This is a genomic window from Actinoplanes sp. CA-142083, assembly GCF_050942195.1.
GTDB lineage: Bacteria > Actinomycetota > Actinomycetes > Mycobacteriales > Micromonosporaceae > Actinoplanes.
Window position 1 is genome coordinate 2,137,162 of the sequence record NZ_CP192076.1, and the last position, 21,471, is coordinate 2,158,632.

Here is a 21,471-nt window from a genome sequence, read left to right on the forward strand (position 1 = left end):
CCGGGGACCGCCACCTCCTAGCATCGGGCGGAGGACACCCGGAGAGGGGAGTCATTTCGTGACATCCGATCAGCAGGCGGAAGCGGGCACTGGCGGACCGCAGAACGTGCTGGAGGAGATTCTCGCCGGAGTGCGCGAGGACGTGGCGGCCCGGCAGGAGCGGGTGCCGCTGGAGCAGGTTCGGGAGGCGGCAGCGGCGGCGCCACCGGCGATCGACGCCTATGCGGCGTTGCGCAAGCCGGGCGTGGCGGTGATCGCCGAGGTGAAGCGGTCGTCGCCGTCGAAGGGCGCGCTTGCCGACATCCCCGACCCGGCCGAGCTGGCGGGGGAGTACGCGGCGGGTGGCGCCCGCTGCATCAGCGTGCTCACCGAGGGCCGGTGGTTCGGCGGCTCGCTGGACGACCTGGCGGCGGTGCGCGCGTCGGTACGCATCCCGGTGCTGCGCAAGGACTTCGTGGTCTCCGCCTATCAGGTGCACGAGGCCCGCGCGCACGGCGCCGACCTGGTGCTGCTCATCGTGGCCGCCCTGGAGCAGAACGTTCTGGTCGGCCTCCTGGAGCGGATCGAGTCGCTGGGCATGACCGCGCTGGTCGAGGTGCACAACGAGGAAGAGGCCGATCGGGCGCTGGAGGCGAACGCGAAGGTTATCGGGGTGAACGCCCGGGACCTGCGCACGCTCGAGGTGGACAGGTCGGTGTTCGAGCGAATCGCGCCCGGTTTGCCAAACAATGTCGTGAAAATTGCTGAATCAGGCGTACGTGGTCCGCATGATCTGATTCGGTATGCTTCGGCCGGAGCCGACGCCGTGCTGGTGGGAGAGGGTCTCGTGACGCAGAAGTCTCCCCGGGACGCGGTGGCCGAACTGGTCAACGCCGGGAACCACCCCGCAACGCCAAGGCCGGTGCGATGACCGTTTTGCCAGACATTTCCGGGCACTTCGGGCGGTACGGCGGTCGGTTCGTGCCCGAGGCCCTGGTGCGAGCCCTCGACGAGCTGGACGCCGCATATCGGACAGCCAAGACTGATCCGATATTTCAGGCGGAATTCGCCGATCTGCTGAAAAATTACGCGGGAGTGCCGTCGCTGCTGTACCGCGCGACCCGGCTCAGCGAGCGGGTCGGCGCCGACATCCTGCTCAAGCGCGAGGATCTCAACCACACCGGCGCCCACAAGGTGCGCAACGTCCTCGGCCAGGCCCTGCTCGCCAAGCGGATGGGCAAGCCGCGGGTGATCGCCGAGACCGGCGCCGGCCAGCACGGCGTGGCCAGCGCGACCGCCGCGGCCCTGCTCGACCTCGAGTGCGTCGTCTACATGGGCGAGATGGACACCCAGCGCCAGGCGCTGAACGTCGCCCGGATGCGCATGCTCGGCGCCACGGTCATTCCGGTGACCAACGGCTCGCGCACCCTCAAGGACGCCCTCAACGAGGCCCTGCGCGACTGGGTGGCCAGCGTGGACACCACGCACTACCTGCTCGGCACGGCGGCCGGGCCGCACCCGTTCCCCGAGATCGTCCGCGACTTCGTGGGCGGGATCGGCTTCGAGGCCCGCGCCCAGTCGCTGGAGCAGCTCGGCCGGCTGCCCGACGCGGTGGCGGCCTGCGTGGGCGGCGGATCCAACGCGATCGGCATCTTCCACGCCTTCGTGCCCGATGAGGACGTGCGGCTGTACGGCTTCGAGGCCGGCGGCGAGGGCGTCGAGACCGGGCGGCACGCCGCGTCGATCACCGGCGGTTCCTCCGGGGTGCTGCACGGCGCCCGCACCTACGTCCTGCAGGACGAGGACGGCCAGACGGTCGAGTCGCACTCGATCTCGGCCGGCCTCGACTACCCGGGCGTGGGTCCCGAGCACGCCTGGCTGCACGACACCGGGCGGGCCACCTACGAGCCGGTGACCGACGCCGAGGCGATGACCGCCTTCCAGCTGCTGTGCCGCACCGAGGGGATCATCCCCGCGATCGAGAGCGCCCACGCGCTGGCCGGTGCGATCCGGATAGTCCCGGCCTTGACCCAAGAGATCGGTAAGAAGCCGACAATTCTCGTCAACCTCTCGGGTCGCGGCGACAAGGACGTGCACACCGCCGGCGCCTACTTCGGCATCCTCGACGAGACCGAGACGCTCGTTCCGGGAGAGCAAGAGTGAGCATTTCGGATATCTTCCGTAAAGAGGACCACGCTCTCCTGATCGGCTGCATGCCGGCCGGCTTCCCCACCGTCGAGGACAGCATCGCCTCGATGATCGCCATGCACGAGGCCGGCTGCGACGTCATCGAGGTCGAGATGCCGTACTCCGACCCGGTCATGGACGGCCCGGTGATCCAGAAGGCGAGCGACATCGCCCTGGCCGCCGGGGTCCGCACCCGCGACACGCTGCACATCATCGAGCAGGTGGCCAAGGCCGGCGTCCCGGTGGTCCTGATGACCTACTGGAACCCGATCGAGAAGTACGGCGTCAACGCGTTCGCCCGCGACCTCGCCGCGGCCGGCGCCACCGGGATGATCACGCCCGATCTGATCCCCGACGAGGCGCAGGAGTGGATCGCCGCCTCCGACGAGCACGACATCGACCGTACGTTCCTCGTCTCGCCGTCCTCCACCGACGAGCGGATCGCGATGACCGTGGCGAACTGCCGGGGTTTCGTCTACGCCACCGCGCTGATGGGCGTCACCGGCGCCCGCACCTCGGTGTCGCAACAGGCGCCCGACCTGGTCGCCCGGGTCCGCCACGCCGACCGCGACATGCCGGTCGGGGTGGGCCTCGGTGTCGGCAACGGCAAGCAGGCCGCCGAGGTGGCCGCGTTCGCCGACGGGGTGATCGTGGGCAGCGCCCTGATCCGCTGCGTTCTCGACGCTCCGGACCGGGCGACCGGCCTGTCCCGGCTGCGCGCGCTCAGCACGGAGTTGGCTGAAGGAGTACGCGAAAAGTAGGCGTGCCCTGGTAGTCCGCCGCGGGCGTCGCGACGGTAGCGTGTGCACCCGTGATAGTTGCCGCGATTCCGAGTCCGACGACGTCCGTCTGGCACATACTGGGCCTGCCGATCCGGGCGTACGCGCTCTGCATCGTCCTGGGCATCGTCGCCGCCGTCCTGATCATGGAGTACCGGCTGCGTGCCCGGGGTGTCGCCCATTGGGCCTCGCTGGACATGGCGGTGTGGGCGGTCCCGTTCGGCATCATCGGCGCCCGCATATATCACCTGATCACGTCCCCGCAGGACTACTTCGGCTCCGGCGGCCATCCGATCGACGCCCTCTACATCTGGAAGGGCGGCCTGGGCATCTGGGGTGCGGTGGCCGGCGGCGCGCTGGGCGCGTGGATCGCCGCCCGCCAGCTGGGCCTGCCGCTGAGCGTCTTCGCCGACTCGCTCGCGCCGGGCCTGCCGGTCGCGCAGGCCATCGGCCGGTTCGGCAACTGGTTCAACAACGAGCTCTACGGCAAGGCCACCACGCTGCCGTGGGGCCTGCGCGTGCACGACATGGACCAGAACAACCCGGGCCACGCGCTGACCATCGACGGCGAGCCGGTGACCAAGGCCGGGCTGTATCAACCGACCTTCCTCTACGAGGCGGTCTGGGACATCGGCGTGGCGGTGCTGGTCTGGCTGCTGGACCGCAAGTACAAGTTCGGCCGCGGGCGGGCGTTCGCGCTGTACGTGGCGGCGTACACGGCGGGCCGGTTCTGGATCGAGATGCTACGCATCGACGAGGCCAACCACATCTTCGGCATCCGGCTCAACGTGTTCGTGGCGATCATCGTGTTCATCGCCGCGGTGGCCTACTTCGTGCTCGTGCGCGGTCCCCGGGCCTATGTGGTGCCCGACGACGCGCCGACCACCGACGAGGAGCTCGCCGAGGAGGGCGAGGGCCCGCGCCGCGCGCCCAAGCGGTACCAGGTCGTCAGCGAGGCGCGCTTCGAGGCGTACCAGAAGACCGGTGTGCTGCCGCCCGACACCCCCGAGGACATCGCCCTGGAGAGGGCGGCCGGCGGGCACCCGGTCGAGCAGGACCCGGCCGGCCCCGCGGGCAACACCGAGGCCGTCCTGGCCACCGGAGCGGCCGCGACCAACGGCCCCGACGGCGCCACCGGCGGCGACGCCGAAGTGGACAAGCGCCCTTCCGACGAGAACTGACCCGCGACCGTGCGCACGGCCGTGGTGGTGGGCGCGGGGATGGCCGGTCTGGCCACCGCCGGGGCACTGTCGCGGGCCGGCTGGCAGGTGATCCTGCTCGAGCGCGGTGAGCGGGTCGCGGCGCCGCCCACCGCGCTGGTGCTCTGGTCCAACGGGCGCCGCGCGCTGGAGTCGCTCGACCCCGACGGCGGCTGGTCGGCGATCGCGGCGCCGCTGCCCGACGGCGGGGTCCGCCGCCCCGACGGCCAGTGGCTCGTCGAGCCCCGCGCCCGGGTCAGGTCCGGCGCCGGCCCGGCCCCCGCGGCCGTACACCTGGAAGATCTTTATGACGCGCTGGTCGCGGGCCTCGGCGACCGCGTGGAGATCCGCACCGGCTTCGACGTGACCTCGGTGCGCACCGGGCCCGGCCGGCGCCCGTCGGTCGGCGACGGCCGCACCCAGCTCGAGGCCGACCTCGTGGTGGCCGCCGACGGCATCGACAGCCCGGTCCGGCGCGCGCTGGCCCCCGAGTCGGTCGCGGTCGGCTCCGGCTTCGCGGCCTGGCAGGCGGTGATCCCGGCGTACCGGGTGCCCCGGCTGACCGACGAGCAGAAGGCCGGCGGCGAGACCCTCGGCGCCGGCTACCGGTTCGTCTCGATCCCGCTCGGCGACCGGGCCGCCGGCAAGGGCGGCATCTCCTGGGTGGCCACCGCGGCCGGCGCGCCCCGGCCCGAGCCGCCCGCGACCCAGCTCGCCCTGCTGCGCCGCTGGTTCGCCGACTGGCATCCGCCGGTGCGCGACCTGCTCGACGCGACCGACCCCGGCGACCTGGTGCCGCAGGAGGTGCGCGAGTTGCGGCCGCTGCCCCGTGCGTACGGTTTCCGCTCCGGCCCCGGCGGCGTGGTGCTGCTCGGCGACGCCGCCCACGCCATGCCCCACCACCTTGGCCAGGGCGCGTGTCTCGCCTTCGAGGACGCGGCCACGCTCCGCTCGCTCGTGGCGGAGGCCGCGCCCGGCGAGCCCCTGGTGGCGGCGATCGAGGCCTACAGCCGCCTGCGCCGCCCCCGCACCACCAGCGTGGTCCGGCAGACCCGCCGCATGTCGGCGGTGGTGCAGGCCCGCGGCCGGCTCGCGCTGCGCGCCCGCGACGCCGCCCTCAACCACATGCGCCCGCGCATCCTCGGCGGCCACACCCACGGCCCCGCCGACTGGACGCCGCCGGACTGAAGGTTCATCCCGCCCGGATGACACCGCGGTCGCGTAGGTGACCGGAGCATGAGTGGTGTGCCGGCCCGCCTCGACCGTTTCCAGCGGCAGCACGGGTGGGCAGGCTTCCCGTACGCGGTGATCTGCAAGTATCTCGACGACGACGGCCCCCGCCACGCCGCGCTGATCACCTATTACGGCTTCCTCAGCCTGTTCCCGCTGCTGCTGCTGGGTGTCGCGGTCGTCTCCCGCCTGCTGGCCACCGATCCCGAGCTGCGGCACGACCTGATCACCGCGATCGTCCCGCCCGCCCTGCAGGCCACGGTCGACGACGCCGCGGCCGCGCTGCCCACCTCACCGGTGGCGTTCGTGATCGGCGCGATCGGCCTGGTGTGGTCGGCGACCGGCGTCGTCTATGCCGCTTACCGCACGCTCAACCATGTGGCCGGCGTCCGCATGCGCGACCTGCCCAACCCGGTCGGCGCCTATCTGCGTGTCATCGGCGTCGTGATCGTCCTGCTGGCCGGCGTCGTGGCCGGCGGCGGCCTGACCGTCGCGGGCGCCGCCCTTCCGAACCTGGGCATGCCCGACCGCCTGCTCGCGGCCCTCGGCACCAGCTTGTCGGCCTTCGCGGTCCTGCTGTTCGGCGTCCGCATCCTCCTGGTGCGCCGCGCCCCGCTCGCCGCGCTCTGGCGCCCCGCCGCGTCCGGAGCGCTGCTCCTGGCTCTCGTGCTGCATGTGGGTGCGCCGCTGCTCACCGTGCTGGTCCGCAACGCCGGCCCGGTCTACGGCGCGTTCGCCACCGTGGCGGGCCTGTTCACCCTGCTCTATCTGGTCAGTCAGGCGCTGGTGGTGGTGGCCGAGCTCGCCGCCGTCCGCCGCGCCCGCCTCTGGCCACGCGCGCTCGACACGTCGGAGCCGACCGAGGCCGACGAGCGGGCGCTGGCGTTGCTGGCCCGCGAGCAGGAACGCATCCCCGGCCAGGTGGTGGAGTCGCGCGTCATCCGCGACGCATGATGCGCGGGGCGCGGGCGGGCCGAAGGCTCGGGGCATGGCTGACTACCCGCCCATCGCCGAGCACGGCCTGATCGGCGACCTGCAGACGGCCGCGCTGGTCGCCACCGACGGTTCGGTCGACTGGTTCTGCGCGCCCCGCTTCGACTCGCCGAGCGTGTTCGGCGCCCTCCTCGACACCGACTCCGGGGGCTACTTCCGGATAAATCCGGGCAATGCCCGGGGCAAGCAGCTCTATGTCCCCGACACCGCCGTCCTCATCACCCGTTTCATGACCGAGGCCGGCGTAGGCGAGGTCATCGACTTCATGCCCATATCCGGAAAAATCCGGACTAACAATCACAGCTTGATCCGTCTCGTCCGCTGTGTCCGCGGCACCATGACCTTCCACGTCGATCTGGCCCCCAGGTTCGACTACGGCCGCCAGCCGCACGAGACCCACCTCGACGAGAACGGCGCCGTCTTCGAGACCCCCACCGAGGCGATGACCGTCCACCTGGTCCGCGAGCCCGACGACCGGCGCCTGGCCCGCACCTGGGTCGACGACGGCGGCGACATCCACGCCGAGCTCACCCTGCACGCCGGCGACCTGCGCGGCCTGATCCTCGAGACCGGCGCCGCCGGCCCGATCCGCGAGGTCCGGGTGGCCGAGGCCCGCCGCCTGCTCGACGACACCGTCCACTACTGGACCACCTGGCTCGACCGTTCCACCTACCAGGGCCGCTGGCGCGAGGCCGTGGAACGCTCCGCCATCACCCTCAAGCTGATGACCTACGCACCGTCCGGCGGCCTGGTCGCCGCGCCCACCGCGGGCCTGCCCGAGCAGATCGGCGGCGAGCGCAACTGGGACTACCGCTACACCTGGGTCCGCGACGCCTCGTTCTCCGTCTACGCCCTGCTCGGCCTGGGCTTCACCGACGAGGCCGCCGACCTGGGCCGCTGGCTGGCCGACCGGGTCGACGAGCAGGACGACGTCAAGGGCAACGAACCGCTGCAGATCATGTACCGGGTCGACGGCAGCAGCGACCTCACCGAGGAGGTCCTGGACCACTGGGAGGGCTACCGCGGCTCGGCCCCCGTCCGCATCGGCAACGGCGCGTCCGGCCAGCTCCAGCTCGACATCTACGGCGAGGCCATGGACAGCCTCTACATCGCCGACCAGGACGGCCTCGCCGCCGGCCACCGCGGCTGGGGCAAGATCAGCGAGATGCTCTCCTGGCTCTGCGACAACTGGGACCAGCCCGAGGAGGGCATCTGGGAGACGCGCGGCGGCCGCCAGGACTTCACCTACGGCCGGCTGATGAGCTGGGTCGCGCTGGACCGCGGCGTCCGCCTGGCCACCGAGCGCGGCCGCCCCGCGCCCCTGACGAGATGGATCCGCGAGCGCGACGCCGTCTACGAGCAGATCATGGAGAAGGGCTGGAGTCCCGCCCGCCAGGCCTTCCGCCAGCACTACGCCACCGACGTCCTGGACTCGTCGCTGCTGCGCATGTCCAACACCGGTTTCCTGGTTCCCACCGACCCGATGTGGCAGTCCACGCTGGACGCCATGACCACCGAGCTGGTCACCGACAGCCTCGTCTATCGCTACGACCCCGCCGCCTCACCCGACGGCCTCCAGGGATCCGAGGGCACCTTCTCCCTGTGCACCTTCAACTACGCCGAGGCCCTGGCCCGCTCGGGCCGTCTCGACCAGGCCCGGATGACCTTCGCCAAGATGCTCACCTACGCCAACCACCTGGGCCTCTATTCCGAGGAGATAGCCCTGACCGGCGAACAGATCGGCAACTTCCCCCAGGCCTTCACCCACCTGGCCCTGATCAACGCCGCCCTGGTCCTCGACAAAGCCCTTTAAAAGCCCCATATCGTACGAGGCACGCAAAGGCCCCCGCCGCGCAGGGCCCGGCCGGCTGCCGTCCCGGCCTCCATCACGCCGCCGCCGGGCTGTGCTGCCAGGCCGCAGGTCAGAGCGCGGCCGCGGCCGGCTCGGCTATGCACGCGGTGCCGATGCGGCGGAAGCCGACCCGGGTGTAGAGGCGGGCCACGTCGTCGTCGCCGGCGGAGAGGAAGATGAGCGAGACGCCGTTGTTCAGGGCCTGGCGGGCCAGCAGCGCCGTGAGCTGGGAGGCGTAGCCGCGGCCGCGGGCCGATGGCAGCGTCGCCACGCCGGCGATCTCGGCGGTGTCGCCGTCGCGCATCAGGGCGCCGGTGGCGAGGATGCCGTCGGTGGGCGAAGTCACGACGGCCGTCACGTACGCGCCGCTCCCGGCCCGTTCGCGGAAGCCCTCGACCAGCGCGTCGCCGAGCCTCTCGGTGGCCGCGTCGCGCTCGGCCGGGCCCGCCACCTCGGTGACCAGGGCGGATTCGAATGGCTGCCCGGTCTCGGCGGTCACCGTGGCGACCTCCTCCAAGGGGCTCGCGGCCGGCGGGTTGCCGAAGGCCAGCTGTGCCACGGCCCGCGACGCGGCGAGGTCGGTGGCGTAGGTGGGCGAGGCCGGATCCAGCACCGTGATGGTCGCCCCGGGGACGGGCAGGTCGGGCACCAGGGCGGGCGGCTCGAGCACCAGCAGCGGGGCCAGCAGCACGTCGAGGCCGGCGGAGCGGGCCACCGCGAGCAGGTCGGGCGTGGTCTCGTGGACCCACTCGAAAGACTCGGGGATCCCCAGCTCGCGCTGCCGGCGGCGGGTCTCGGTAATATCGGCGGCAGACGGCGTTCCCGCCCCTATCCGGGGCCGGGCGTAGTAGGGCCACCCCTCGCCCTCGCGAACGAAGAGCACAAGCCCTCCGAAGTCCTCCGCACGTGCGTAGGGTCGGGGGAGGGCGTCATAGAAACGCTCGAGCCTGACGAAGACGTCGGAATTCGGTTGCGCCACCGCGCGAGACTACCGAATGGCGCAGCGCCGCGCCCGCTGGCAATTGCTTCCCGTACGTGCCGGTTCGCCCCGATCCAAGTGTGATCCATCCGAACTGGCGGAGATCGGTGCCCCTTAACGTAGACTCTAGAGACTTTGCAGGGCCGACGTCGTCCCGACCTTGATACGAAACACCAGTGACGACAGGAGGCCCGGTGGCATATCCGCACCCCCAGGGACCGAGTCAGTCCGCGGCGGAAAGCACCCAAAAGACCCGCGGTCTGTACGACCCCGCGCAGGAGCGAGACGCCTGCGGTGTGGCCTTCGTGGCCGACCTGCAAGGCCGCCGCTCCCACGACGTGGTGGCCAAGGGCCTGTCGGCGCTGATCCGCCTCGACCACCGCGGCGCCCGCGGCGCCGAGTACAACACCGGCGACGGCGCCGGCATCCTCATCCAGGTCCCGGACGCGTTCTACCGCGCGGTCGCCGGTTTCGACCTGCCCGAGGCCGGCTTCTACGCGACTGGTCTGGTCTTCCTCTCGAACGACGCCGAGGACGCGGCCCGCGCGATCAAGGTGTTCGAGAAGTACGCGCTCGTCGAGGGCGGCGAGGTGCTCGGCTGGCGCGACGTGCCGGTGCGGCCCGATGGCCTGGGCGCGTCGGCCGAGGAGGCCCGCCCGGTCATCAAGCAGGTGTTCGTCGCGGCACACCGGCTGACCGACACGCCGTTCGGCCCCAAGGACGAGCCGCTGAGCGGCATCGAGCTGGACCGGGTCGTGTTCACCATCCGCAAGCAGGCGGAGCGGGAGTCGTCGCAGCGTGGCGTCGGCGCGTACTTCCCGTCGCTGTCCAGCCGGACGATCACCTACAAGGGCATGCTCACGCCCGACCAGCTGCCCGCGTTCTTCCCGGACCTGACCGACGAGCGGGTGGCCAGCGCGATCGCCCTGGTGCACTCCCGCTTCTCGACCAACACGTTCCCGTCGTGGCCGCTCGCGCACCCGTACCGCTTCATCGCCCACAACGGTGAGATCAACACCATCCGCGGCAACAAGAACTGGATGGCCGCGCGTGAGGCGCTGCTGCAGTCGACGGTGCTGCCCGGCAACATCAAGCGGCTGTTCCCGATCAACACGCCGGAGGCGTCGGACTCGGCGAGCTTCGACGAGGTGCTCGAGCTGCTGCACCTGGCCGGCCGCACGCTGCCGCACGCGATGCTGATGATGATCCCGGAGGCGTGGGAGAACGACCCGGGGATGGAGGCCAAGCGCCGTTCCTTCTACCGGTTCCACGCTTCGCTGATGGAGCCGTGGGACGGCCCGGCGGCGGTCGCGTTCACCGACGGCACCCAGATCGGCGCGGTCCTCGACCGCAACGGCCTGCGCCCGGGCCGCTGGTGGCACACCGCCGACGGCCTGGTCGTGCTGGGCTCCGAGGCGGGCGTGCTCGACCTCGACCCGGCCACCGTGGTCGCCAAGGGCCGGCTGCAGCCGGGCAAGATGTTCCTGGTCGACACCGCCGCGGGCCGCATCGTGCACGACGACGAGATCAAGGCGCAGCTGGCCGCGGCCGAGCCGTACGACGAGTGGCTGCACGCCGGGCTGATCAACCTGGCCGACCTGCCGCCGCGCGAGCACGTCATCTACACCCACGACTCGGTGACCCGCCGCCAGCAGGTGTTCGGCTACACCGAGGAGGAGCTGAAGATCCTGGTGGCGCCGATGGCGCGCACCGGTGCCGAGCCGCTGGGCTCGATGGGCACCGACACGCCGATCTCGCCGCTGTCGACCCGCCCGCGGCTGCTGTTCGACTACTTCCACCAGCTGTTCGCGCAGGTGACCAACCCGCCGCTGGACGCGATCCGGGAGGAGCTGGTCACCAGCCTCGGCGGCACGATCGGCCCCGAGGCCAACCTGCTCGACCCGGGCCCGGCGTCCTGCCGGCAGATCGTGCTGCCCTACCCGATCATCGACAACGACGAGCTGGCGAAGCTGCTGTCGATCGACGACGACGGCGACCTGCCCGGCTTCAAGGCCGTGCGGGTCAGCGGCCTCTATCCGCTGCGGGACGGCGCGCAGGGCATCAAGGCCCGGCTCACCCAGATCTGCCGGCACGTGTCGGAGGCGATCGAGGACGGCGTACGCATCCTGGTCCTCTCCGACCGCGACTCGAACGCCGACCTCGCGCCGATCCCGTCTCTGCTGCTGACGGCGGCAGTTCACCAGCATCTGGTACGGGAGCAGACCCGCACCCAGGTGGCGCTGGTCGTCGAGTCGGGCGACTGCCGCGAGGTGCACCACGCGGCCGTGCTCATCGGCTACGGCGCCGCCGCGGTCAACCCGTACCTGGCTTTCGAGACGGTCGACGACCTGATCGCCACCGGCCCGCTCGCCGGGCTCGACCCGCGCACCGCGGTCCGCAACTACGTCAAGGCGCTCGGCAAGGGCGTCCTGAAGATCATGTCCAAGATGGGCATCTCGACCGTCTCGTCGTACTGCGGCGCCCAGGTGTTCGAGGCCGTCGGCCTGGACAACAAGCTGCTGCAGCGCTACTTCGCCGGCACCAGCGGCCGGATCGGCGGTGCGGGCCTAGCCGAGATCCACGCCGAGGTGAAGGCGCGCCACGAGAAGGGCTACCCGGCGAACCCGGCCGAGCGCAGCCACCGCCGCCTCGAGGTGGGCGGCGAGTACCAGTGGCGCCGCGAGGGCGAGCTGCACCTGTTCAACCCGGAGACGGTGTTCCTGCTGCAGCACGCCACGCGCAGCAAGCAGTACGACGTGTTCCGCAAGTACACCTCGAAGGTCGACGAGCTGGCCGCCGAGGCGGGCTCGCTGCGCGGACTGTTCGAGTTCAAAGGCGACCGCACCCCGATCCCGATCGAGGAAGTGGAGCCGGCGAGCGCGATCGTCAAGCGGTTCGCGACCGGCGCCATGTCGTACGGGTCGATCTCGGCGGAGTCGCACGAGACCCTCGCGATCGCCATGAACCGGCTGGGCGGCAAATCCAACACCGGCGAGGGCGGCGAGGACGTCGAGCGCCTCTACGACCCGGCCCGGCGCTCCGCGGTCAAGCAGATCGCCTCCGGCCGCTTCGGCGTCACCAGCGAATACCTCGTGAACGCCGACGATCTGCAGATCAAGATGGCGCAGGGCGCGAAGCCCGGCGAGGGCGGCCAGCTGCCCGGCAACAAGGTGTGGCCGTGGATCGCCAAGACCCGGCACGCCACGCCGGGCGTCGGGCTGATCTCGCCGCCGCCGCACCACGACATCTACTCGATCGAGGACCTCGCCCAGCTCGTCCACGACCTCAAGATGGTGAACCCGCGCTCGCGGGTGCACGTCAAGCTGGTCAGCGAGATCGGCGTGGGCACGGTCGCGGCCGGCGTCGCGAAGCTCAAGGCCGACGTCATCCTGATCTCCGGCCACGACGGCGGCACCGGCGCGTCCCCGCTGAACTCGCTCAAGCACGCCGGTTCCCCGTGGGAGCTGGGCCTGGCCGAGGCACAGCAGACGCTGCTGCTCAACAAGCTGCGCGACCGGGTCACCGTGCAGGTCGACGGCCAGCTCAAGACCGGCCGTGACGTGGTCGTCGCGGCGCTGCTGGGCGCCGAGGAGTTCGGCTTCGCGACCGCGCCGCTGATCGTGTCGGGCTGCATCATGATGCGGGTCTGCCACCTGGACACCTGCCCGGTCGGCATCGCCACCCAGAACCCGGTGCTGCGCGAGCGCTTCACCGGCAAGCCCGAGTTCGTCGAGAACTTCTTCATGTTCCTCGCCGAGGAGGTCCGGGAGTACCTGGCCGCGCTCGGGTTCCGCAGCATCGACGAGGCGATCGGCCACGCCGAGGTCCTCGACGTGCGCCCGGCCGTCGACCACTGGAAGGCCAAGGGCCTCGACCTGGCGCCGGTGCTGTTCGTGCCGGACCTGCCCGAGGGCGCGGCCCGCCGCGGCATCGTGGCCCAGGACCACGGCCTCGACAAGGCGCTGGACAACAAGCTCATCGAGCTGGCCCGCCCGGCGCTCGACGGCGGCGACAAGGTCAGCGAGGAGCTGCCGGTCCGCAACGACCAGCGCAGCGTCGGCGCGATGCTCGGCGGCGAGGTGACCCGCCGCTTCGGAGGCGCCGGCCTGCCGGACGACACGATCACCTTCGACCTGCGCGGCACCGGCGGGCAGTCGTTCGGCGCGTTCCTGCCGCACGGCGTCACGCTGCGGCTGTTCGGCGACACCAACGACTACGTCGCCAAGGGCCTCTCCGGCGGCCGGGTGATCGTGCGGCCCGACGAAGCGGCGCGGTTCATCGCCGAGGACAACATCATCGCCGGCAACACCATCCTGTACGGGGCGACCGCCGGCGAGCTGTTCCTGCGCGGCCGGGCCGGCGAGCGGTTCGCGGTGCGCAACTCGGGCGGCGTGGCCGTCGTCGAGGGCGTCGGCGACCACGGCTGCGAGTACATGACCGGCGGCACGGTGGTGGTGCTCGGGCCGACCGGGCGCAACTTCGCGGCCGGCATGAGCGGCGGCACCGCGTTCGTGCTCGACCTGGTGCCCACCCGGGTCAACCCGGAGCTGGTCGACCTGACCCCGCTCACCGACGACGAGCAGGGCCTGCTGCGCGGCCTGGTCGGCAAGCACCTGGCCGAGACCGGCTCGGCGGTCGCCGACAAGCTCCTCGCGGACTGGCCGGCCGCGGTCGAGCGGTTCACCGCGGTGGTGCCGCGCGACTACAAGCGCGTGATGGAACTGATCAGGACCGCCGAAGCCGCCGGTCGTAACGTCGACGAGGCGGTCATGGGGGTCAAGAGTGCCTGATCCGAACGGCTTTCTCCGCTACGAGCGGCAGTTGCCCAGGCGGCGCCCGGTGCCGGTGCGCATCCGCGACTGGCGGGAGGTCTACCCGCCCGCCGGCGAGGACCTCATCCGCGACCAGGCGACCCGATGCATGGACTGCGGCATCCCGTTCTGTCACGAGGGCTGCCCGCTGGGCAACCGCATCCCGGACTGGAACGACCTGGTGCGCACCGGGGCGTGGCAGGCGGCCGCCGAGGCGCTGCACGCCACCAACAACTTCCCGGAGTTCACCGGCCGGCTGTGCCCGGCGCCGTGCGAGGCCGCCTGCGTGCTCGGCATTTCCGACGACCCGGTGACCATCAAGCAGGTCGAGGTCGAGATCGCCAACCACGCGTTCGACCTCGGCTACGTGCGTCCCCAGCCGGCGCCGGCCGCCACCGGCTTCAAGGTCGCCGTGATCGGTTCCGGTCCGGCCGGCCTGGCGGCCGCCCAGCAGCTGGCGCGGGCCGGGCACGCGGTCACGGTCTTCGAGCGCGACGATCGCATCGGGGGTCTTCTCCGGTACGGCATCCCGGACTTCAAGATCGAGAAGCACGTGGTCGACGCGCGGCTCGCCCAGATGGAGGCCGAGGGCGTCGTCTTCGAGACCGGCGTGAACGTGGGTGCCGACGTCACCGCCGACGACCTGCGTGAGCGTTTCGACGCGGTGCTGCTCGCCGCCGGCGCGCTCGCCGGGCGGGACACCCCGTCGACGCCCGGGCGGCAGCTCAACGGCGTGCACCTGGCCATGGAGCACCTCGTCCCGGCCAACCGGATCGTCGCGGGCCTGCAGGACACCACCCCGATCGACGCCGCCGGCAAGCACGTCGTGATCATCGGCGGCGGCGACACCGGCGCCGACTCGCTCGGCGTCGCGCACCGGCAGGGCGCGGCCAACGTCATCCAGCTCGACCAGTACCCTCTGCCGCCCGAGGCGCGGGCCGCCGAGCAGCACCCGTGGCCGACCTGGCCGGTCATCCTGCGCAACTACCCGGCCCACGAGGAGGGCGGCGACCGCGTCTTCGGCGTCGCCGTGCAGGAGTTCGTCGGCGACGCGGACGGCAACGTGACGGCGGTGCGCATCGCCGACGTCGTGGTCGAGCGCGTCGACGGCGTCCGCACGGTCACCGTGGCGCCCGGCTCGGAGCGCGACCTGCGCGCCGACCTGGTGCTGCTGGCCATCGGCTTCGAGGGCACCGAGCAGCAGCCGCTGCTCGAGCAGTTCGGCATCACCCGCAACAAGCGGGGCGTGCTCGACGCCGACAACACCTGGCAGACCGAGGCCGAGGGCGTCTTCGTCGCCGGCGACATGCACCGCGGCGCCTCGCTCATCGTGTGGGCGATCGCCGAGGGCCGCTCCGCGGCGGCGGCGATCCACGACTACCTCGGCGCCAAGGGCGAGCTCCCGGCCCCGGTCCAGGCAAGCGCCCAGCCGCTGGGCGTCTGACCCGTCGGCTCTGCTCACCCGGACGCCGGATCCGCGCGCCCGGGTGAGCAGAGCGAAGGGGCTACGGTGGGGTTCATGCGGATCACCGTGCTCGGCGGCGTCGGGGCGTTTCCGGAGAGGGAGCGCGGCTGCAGCGGATACCTGCTGCGGCACGAGGGCTTCACCCTGCTCATCGACCCGGGTTACGCCACGCACCAGGCGCTGCTCGGGCACGTCGCGGTCGGCGATGTCGACGCGGTGCTGGTCACGCACGGGCATCCGGACCACTGCGCCGACCTGCACCCGCTGCTGCGCACCCGGGCGATGACCGGGGTGCCGGGGCCGTTGCCGCTGCACGCGCCGGCGGGGGCGCTGGACGCGCTGCTCGGTCTCGACCTGCCGGCCACCCTGGCCGGGGCCTACGAGGTGCACGACCTGCCGATGCCGGGGCGGCTCACGATCGGGCCGCTCACCGTCGGCACGGTGGAGCTGCCGCATTTCCTGCCGAACGCGGGGGTGCGCATCACGGCCGGGGGCGCGAGCATCGCCTACACCGGGGACGGCGGCGGCAAATCGGCCTTCGCGGAGCTGGCCGGCGGGGTCGATCTGCTGGTCGCCGAGGCCACCCACGCCACCGGGCTGCCGGAGCGTATGGTGGGCAACCTTGGCACCGCGCTCGACGCGGGCGAGCTCGCGACCCGGGCCGCCGCGCAAGCGCTGTGGCTCACCCATCTGTGGCCCGGCAGCGATCACGAGGAACACCGGGCCGCGGCGGCGACCGCCTACGACGGGCCGATCACGGTGGCGATTCCGGGCCTCGTGTGGGACGGGTCCTGAGCCACCCACTCACGCGAGAGTCGCGTTCCCGGCGTCTCCGCGCGGGCGGCTCGCGCTCGCACAGCGGGCGCGGTCATCGTTGCGGTGGGTGACGGTGCCCGCCCCCGTACTCGAGAGGGGGTTGTCGTGACACCCAGGGTGAGCGAACCGATTAAGCTGTTGCGCGCGGTCGTCGAAGCCCGCGAGTCCGGCGCAGCGCACCTGCGGTTTTCCTCCGTGGGAAGGCCTCGCCGCCCAGCGTTCATCCCCGTGACGGGGGTCGGCCAGCGGGCCGATCCGAAAGAGAGACTAGCCTGATGGCTGTGACACGCCGCGTAAAGATCGTCTGCACCATGGGCCCCGCCACCGCATCCGCCGAGCGCATGCTCGGGCTCGTCGAGGCGGGCATGGACGTGGCCCGCATGAACTTCTCCCATGGCAGCCACGAGGACCACCAGAAGGTGTACGACCTCGTGCGCGAGGCCGCCCGCCAGACCGGGCGCGCCGTGGCCGTCCTCGCCGACCTCCAGGGTCCGAAGATCCGCCTCGGCAAGTTCGCGAACGGGCCGCACGTGTGGAACACCGGTGACCTGGTGACCATCACGAGCGACGACATCATCGGCACCCCCGACCGGGTGTCGTGCACCTACAAGAAGCTTCCGCAGGAGGTCAAGGTCGGCGACCGCCTGCTCATCGACGACGGCAAGGTCGCCGTCGAGGTCGCCGGCGTCGAGGGCAACGACATCCGCTGCCTGGTCATCGAGGGCGGCCCGGTCAGCAACAACAAGGGCGTCTCCCTGCCCAACGTGGCCGTCAGCGTCCCCGCGATGAGCGACAAGGACGAGGAGGACCTGCGCTTCGCCCTGTCGCTGGGCGTCGACCTGGTCGCGCTGTCGTTCGTGCGCTCGCCCGACGACATCAAGCTGGTGCACGCCATCATGGCCGAAGAGGGCCGCACGGTCCCGGTCATCGCGAAGGTCGAAAAACCGGAAGCGGTCGACCACCTGGAGCAGATCGTGCTCGCCTTCGACGGCGTCATGGTCGCCCGCGGTGACCTCGGCGTCGAGCTCCCCCTCGACCAGGTGCCGCTGGTGCAGAAGCGCGCCGTGCAGCTCTGCCGGGAGAACGCGAAGCCCGTCATCGTCGCCACCCAGATGCTCGACTCGATGATCGAAAATTCGCGGCCGACCCGCGCCGAGGCCTCCGACGTCGCCAACGCGGTGCTCGACGGCACCGACGCGGTCATGCTCTCCGGCGAGACGAGCGTCGGTAAGTATCCGGTGCTCACCGTCAGCACGATGGCCAAGATCGTGTCGACCACCGAGGCCGGCTCGATCCCGGTGCCGCGCCTGCAGCACGACCCGCGCACCCACGGCGGCGCGCTCACCGTGGCCGCCTCGCAGATCGCGCGCAACATCGGCGCCAAGGCGCTCGTCGCGTTCTCGCAGACCGGCGACACCGTCCGCCGCCTCTCCCGGCTGCACTGCGAGCTCCCGCTGTACGCGTTCACCCCGGTCCCCGAGGTCCGCGACCAGCTGGCGCTCAGCTGGGGCGTCGAGACGTTCCTGACCGACTTCGTCCAGCACACCGACGACATGTTCCGCCAGGTGGACGCCAAGATGCTCGGCCTCGGGCTGGCCAAGCCGGGCGACTTCGTGGTCGTCGTGGCCGGCTCCCCGCCGAACGCGCCGGGCTCCACCAACACCCTGCGGGTGCACCAGCTGGGCTCGCTCGTCGACCCGTCGACGGTGTGACGATGCTGAGCGGACAGGCCGCGGTCGACCAGCTCCTCGAGATCCTCGATCTCAAGCAGGTCGACGCGGCCACGTTCGTGGGTTCGAGCCCCCAGACCGGCGCCCAGCGGGTGTTCGGCGGGCAGGTCGCGGGGCAGGCGCTCGTCGCGGCGGGACGGACCGTCGATCCGTCCCGCTTCGTGCATTCCCTGCACGGCTATTTCGTACGGCCGGGCGACCCGACCGAGCCGATCCAGTTCACCGTGGAGACCATCCGCGACGGGCGGTCGTTCTCGGTGCGCCGGTCGGTCGCCCAGCAGCACGGGCGGACGATCTTCTTCATGTCGGCCTCCTTCCAGGTGCGGGAGGAAGGCCTCGACCACTACCTGCCGGCTCCGGTTGACGTGCCGGGACCGGCCGAGACCCCGACGATGGCCGACTGGGTGTCGCGGTACCCGTCGCGAGCCGGCGCCTTCGCCGCCGCGCCCCAGGCGGTCGACGTGCGATATGTCGGGGTGCCCGGCTGGGTGCCGCCCGGCGACCGGGAGGCCAGCGAGCAGCAGCGGGTGTGGATGCGGATAAATGGGGATCTGCCCGATGATCCGCTTATTCACGCCTGTGCTCTGACTTACGCGTCGGATCTGTCGCTGCTCGACGCCGTGCTCTCGGCCCACGGCGAGGTGTGGGGGCCCGGCGGCGTGATCGGCGCCAGCCTCGACCACGCGCTCTGGCTGCACCGGCCGTTCCGCGCCGACGAATGGTTCCTCTACGACTGCACCAGCCCGTCCGCCAGCGGCAGCCGCGGACTCGCCACCGGGCGCATGTTCACCGAGGACGGGCGGCACATCGCCAGCGCCGTCCAGGAAGGGCTGCTGCGCCGCGTCGGCTCCCGCGCCTGAAAGGTCCCGCCGGGCGGGATCCCGGTCCGGCGACTGACCGTTACACGGATCCCGCCCGGCGGGGCCGGGGACACATTCCTCAGTGATGCTTCTCGTCGCCGACCGCGGCCTCCTCGGCGCCCTCGGGCGTGTCCGGCACGGCCGGCAGGTCTTCGGGAATCCGATGCGCCGGCATGCCGGTGACCCCGGCCTGCGCGATCATCGAATCCAGGTCCTTCGTCGTTCGCAGAACCTCGTCATGGAAGTTCTTCGGGCCCTTCTCGGCCCGGTGCTTCGCTTTCGGCGTCCCCTCGAAATCCGTCAGGCCCGCGGAATAACCGGCGACACCCTCCTCGCGCTCCGGCGTCAGATGCAAAACCTCATGCCGTACGCCGGAAACCTCCCGCAACCGCAGAGCTGTCAGCAGATCCGCGATCCCGCGCAGCACCGCCAACCCGCCCAGCACCAGGATCACCGGGTCGGCCGTCCGAGCCGCCGGACCCGCCGCGTAGAAACCCAGCCCCACCTGAACCCCGCCGAGAGCCAGCACCAGCCCCCAGGTCCGATCCGTGCCCCGGTTCATCGTCGAAACCGCGACATCAAGCGCGCCCCGCACCAGCAGAAACCAGCCCACCAGCGACACCGGCGTCGCATAGGTCGCGTCCTGATCCAGCAACAGCACCGCCGCCGTCGCCGCGAACAACAACGACATCCCCGCGTTCAGCCACCACGTCCGCGTACCCGCCAACGCCCGGACCGCCTCGCACAACGCCCCGAACAACACCACCGGCCCCGCCACCGCCGCGACGTCCACCGGCTCCAGCCGCAGGACACTCCACCCGATCGCCAGCCACGCGACCCCGGCGAACAGCAGAAAAGCCCACATGCTGTCACGCACGACCGTCATGGGGGAGGAACCGGACCACAACATGAGGCCTCCAGGCGAAGGTGTCCCTGCCATGACAACATCCGCGCCCGGAGGCGACCGGCGGTTCGCCCAGATTCACAGCGGTGCGCCAGCTGGTGTTCGACGCGCCCGCCGACGGGGTAAGGCACGCACAACCGCCCACCCCCGGAGCCCGCCCGTGCGACGCCCCACCCCCGCCGAACACGAACTCCAAGACGCCCTCCAGGCCGCCCAGGACGGCGACGCGCACGGCTTCGCCCAACTCTGGCGCGGCCTGCAACCCGCCGTGCTGCGCTACCTGCGCGTCGTCATCGGCGACCAGGCCGAGGACGCCGCCAGCGAAACCTGGCTGCACGTCATCCGCGACCTCGACCGCTTCCACGGCGACCTCGGCGCCTTCCGCGGCTGGCTCTTCCGCATCGCCCGCCACCGCGCCCTCGACCTCCGCCGCCGCCGGCCCTCGGTCCGGCCGGCCATCGCGGTCGACGGGGTCGCCCCGGACGCCGCGACAGTCGCTCTCGAAGAGGTGAGCACCGAGTGGGCGCTCGGCCTCATCGCCAGCCTCCCCGCCGACCAGGCCGAAGCCGTCATGCTCCGCATCGTCGCCGGCCTCGACGTCGCCACCACCGCCCAGATCCTCGGCAAACGCCCCGGCGCCATCCGCGTAGCCACCATGCGCGGACTCCGGCGCCTCGCCACACACCCTCAGGTAAACGCCCGAACCGCACGAGCACCGGCCGGGGAGGTGTAACAAAATGCGCACCCCGCGCGCTCTTCTCCATGCGATGCGCAACCGGAGAACCCACCGCATCGGCCACGCCGAAGCCGAGCAACTGGTCGCCGGCGACCACCCCGGTCATTCCCACGCCCCACTGAAAGAGCTCCTCGACGCCGCATGCGCCCGGGCAACGGCCGACGAGCTCCGAGGCGAAAAGGCCGCGGTCGCCGCGTTCACCGCGCACCGCAGAAGTGCTGCCCGAGCCGCACGCCGAACCCCGGCAAGGACACGGACCGCAGTCGTGACCATCACGGCCGGCCTGGCTCTCCTGTCCCTGACCGGAACCGCCGTCGCGGCCCGCACCGGCAACCTCCCCCAGGGAGCCCAGCAGCACGCACACCGCCTGTTCTCGGCGCTGGGCGTACCGGCGCCGAGAACAGGCCCCCCGAGGCCCGTCCCCAGCACCACCCCCACCATCACGGCCCTGGCCTGGTGCGACGCTTGGCCCGGCGGGGCGCACGGCAGCGCCAGCCCGCCTCGCAGCCGGTTGAGCGGAGAGGACCGGCGCCGGTTGGTGGCCGCGGCCGGGGGAGAGGAAGCGGTCGACCGGTACTGCGCGGAACTGCGCCGCTCGGCGTCCGCCTCTCCCTCGGCCCGCACGGCCCCGCCGTCCGGCCCCGCCCGGCCACCGTCGGCCGGGCCGCCCGCGACCGCCCGGACACCGGCCCCCGCCGGCCCCGGAACCGCCACGCCGGCGGGCACCCCACCGACAGCGACCACGCCCACCGATACGCCCCCGACGGACGCCTCGCCGACGGTCACCGGGCCACCCTCGAACCCGACACCCGCGGACCAGCCGAACGCCGCACCGGAAACGGTCCCGCCGACACCGGCGCCGCCGCCCCGCTGAGCCGAGCACGGTCGGTCAGCGCACGGCGATCACCCGCCCTGCCACGCCGCAAGGTCAACATCACGGAGAGAGACGGG

At 71.8% G+C, this 21,471-nt stretch carries 16 protein-coding genes; 14 read left to right on the forward strand and 2 right to left on the reverse strand.

Annotated features, from left to right (window positions below; translation table 11 throughout):
* Positions 1-106 precede the first annotated feature (106 nt).
* From trpC to ACQPZX_RS10250, 7 genes are read left to right on the forward strand one after another with little or no spacing between them, the layout of a single operon-like run.
* Positions 107-910, forward strand: coding sequence for an indole-3-glycerol phosphate synthase TrpC (gene trpC / locus ACQPZX_RS10220; RefSeq protein WP_433385161.1), 804 nt, complete (start codon positions 107-109; stop codon positions 908-910).
* Positions 907-2,142, forward strand: a complete 1,236-nt coding sequence (gene trpB / locus ACQPZX_RS10225) for a tryptophan synthase subunit beta (RefSeq protein ID WP_433377640.1) — start codon at positions 907-909, stop codon at positions 2,140-2,142. Before trpC ends, trpB begins: the two co-directional genes overlap by 4 nt.
* A complete protein-coding gene (trpA, locus tag ACQPZX_RS10230) occupies positions 2,139-2,927 on the forward strand; it encodes a tryptophan synthase subunit alpha (RefSeq protein WP_433377643.1) in 789 nt (262 codons plus the stop codon). The genes trpB and trpA overlap by 4 nt, the downstream gene beginning before the upstream one ends.
* Positions 2,928-2,977: 50 nt before the next feature.
* On the forward strand, positions 2,978-4,126 hold the full coding sequence (gene lgt, locus ACQPZX_RS10235; RefSeq protein WP_433377646.1) for a prolipoprotein diacylglyceryl transferase: 1,149 nt from the start codon (positions 2,978-2,980) through the stop codon (positions 4,124-4,126).
* 9 nt (positions 4,127-4,135) lie between these two features.
* Positions 4,136-5,332: an FAD-dependent oxidoreductase gene (locus ACQPZX_RS10240; RefSeq protein WP_433377649.1), complete on the forward strand. Its 1,197-nt coding sequence runs from the start codon at positions 4,136-4,138 to the stop codon at positions 5,330-5,332.
* 48 nt (positions 5,333-5,380) lie between these two features.
* Positions 5,381-6,328: a YihY/virulence factor BrkB family protein gene (locus tag ACQPZX_RS10245; protein ID WP_433377652.1), complete on the forward strand. Its 948-nt coding sequence runs from the start codon at positions 5,381-5,383 to the stop codon at positions 6,326-6,328.
* Between the two features lie 34 nt (positions 6,329-6,362).
* The gene (locus tag ACQPZX_RS10250) at positions 6,363-8,180 is read left to right on the forward strand and encodes a glycoside hydrolase family 15 protein (RefSeq protein ID WP_433377655.1); all 1,818 of its coding nucleotides are present in this window, start codon (positions 6,363-6,365) and stop codon (positions 8,178-8,180) included.
* Between the two features lie 109 nt (positions 8,181-8,289).
* Here ACQPZX_RS10250 and ACQPZX_RS10255 read toward each other — a convergent pair whose 3' ends face one another.
* On the reverse strand, positions 8,290-9,198 hold the full coding sequence (locus tag ACQPZX_RS10255; RefSeq protein WP_433377658.1) for a GNAT family N-acetyltransferase: 909 nt from the start codon (positions 9,196-9,198) through the stop codon (positions 8,290-8,292).
* 194 nt (positions 9,199-9,392) lie between these two features.
* Here ACQPZX_RS10255 and gltB point away from each other — a divergent pair, with 194 nt between their 5' ends.
* From gltB to ACQPZX_RS10280, 5 genes are all read left to right on the forward strand, one after another.
* The gene (gene gltB / locus ACQPZX_RS10260; protein WP_433377661.1) at positions 9,393-13,988 is read left to right on the forward strand and encodes a glutamate synthase large subunit; all 4,596 of its coding nucleotides are present in this window, start codon (positions 9,393-9,395) and stop codon (positions 13,986-13,988) included.
* A complete protein-coding gene (locus ACQPZX_RS10265; RefSeq protein ID WP_433377664.1) occupies positions 13,981-15,453 on the forward strand; it encodes a glutamate synthase subunit beta in 1,473 nt (490 codons plus the stop codon). Before gltB ends, ACQPZX_RS10265 begins: the two co-directional genes overlap by 8 nt.
* Positions 15,454-15,528: 75 nt before the next feature.
* Positions 15,529-16,269, forward strand: a complete 741-nt coding sequence (locus ACQPZX_RS10270) for an MBL fold metallo-hydrolase (RefSeq protein ID WP_433377667.1) — start codon at positions 15,529-15,531, stop codon at positions 16,267-16,269.
* A 296-nt stretch (positions 16,270-16,565) separates the two neighbouring features.
* Positions 16,566-18,002 carry a pyruvate kinase gene (gene pyk / locus ACQPZX_RS10275; RefSeq protein ID WP_433377670.1) on the forward strand — a complete coding sequence of 479 codons (1,437 nt, stop codon included), beginning with the start codon at positions 16,566-16,568 and terminating at the stop codon, positions 18,000-18,002.
* Between the two features lie 2 nt (positions 18,003-18,004).
* Complete coding sequence (locus ACQPZX_RS10280) at positions 18,005-18,880, forward strand: acyl-CoA thioesterase (RefSeq protein WP_433377673.1); 876 nt, start codon at positions 18,005-18,007, stop codon at positions 18,878-18,880.
* A 79-nt stretch (positions 18,881-18,959) separates the two neighbouring features.
* Here ACQPZX_RS10280 and ACQPZX_RS10285 read toward each other — a convergent pair whose 3' ends face one another.
* Positions 18,960-19,673: an HdeD family acid-resistance protein gene (locus ACQPZX_RS10285; protein WP_433377676.1), complete on the reverse strand. Its 714-nt coding sequence runs from the start codon at positions 19,671-19,673 to the stop codon at positions 18,960-18,962.
* A gap of 271 nt (positions 19,674-19,944) precedes the next feature.
* On the opposite strand from ACQPZX_RS10285, the gene ACQPZX_RS10290 reads away from it, so the two are divergent.
* Positions 19,945-20,517 (forward strand): RNA polymerase sigma factor, encoded by a 573-nt coding sequence (locus ACQPZX_RS10290; protein WP_433377678.1) that lies wholly within the window; start codon positions 19,945-19,947, stop codon positions 20,515-20,517.
* A 268-nt stretch (positions 20,518-20,785) separates the two neighbouring features.
* Positions 20,786-21,394, forward strand: a complete 609-nt coding sequence (locus ACQPZX_RS10295; RefSeq protein ID WP_433377681.1) for a hypothetical protein — start codon at positions 20,786-20,788, stop codon at positions 21,392-21,394.
* Positions 21,395-21,471 lie beyond the last annotated feature (77 nt).

Bases quoted from the DNA above. Each gene is read 5' to 3' on its own strand.
- trpB (WP_433377640.1), top strand. From the start codon at position 907: ATGACCGTTTTGCCAGACATTTCCGGGCACTTCGGGCGGTACGGCGGT.
- ACQPZX_RS10245 (WP_433377652.1), top strand. From the start codon at position 5,381: ATGAGTGGTGTGCCGGCCCGCCTCGACCGTTTCCAGCGGCAGCACGGG.
- ACQPZX_RS10250 (WP_433377655.1), top strand. From the start codon at position 6,363: ATGGCTGACTACCCGCCCATCGCCGAGCACGGCCTGATCGGCGACCTG.
- ACQPZX_RS10270 (WP_433377667.1), top strand. From the start codon at position 15,529: ATGCGGATCACCGTGCTCGGCGGCGTCGGGGCGTTTCCGGAGAGGGAG.
- pyk (WP_433377670.1), top strand. From the start codon at position 16,566: ATGGCTGTGACACGCCGCGTAAAGATCGTCTGCACCATGGGCCCCGCC.
- ACQPZX_RS10280 (WP_433377673.1), top strand. From the start codon at position 18,005: ATGCTGAGCGGACAGGCCGCGGTCGACCAGCTCCTCGAGATCCTCGAT.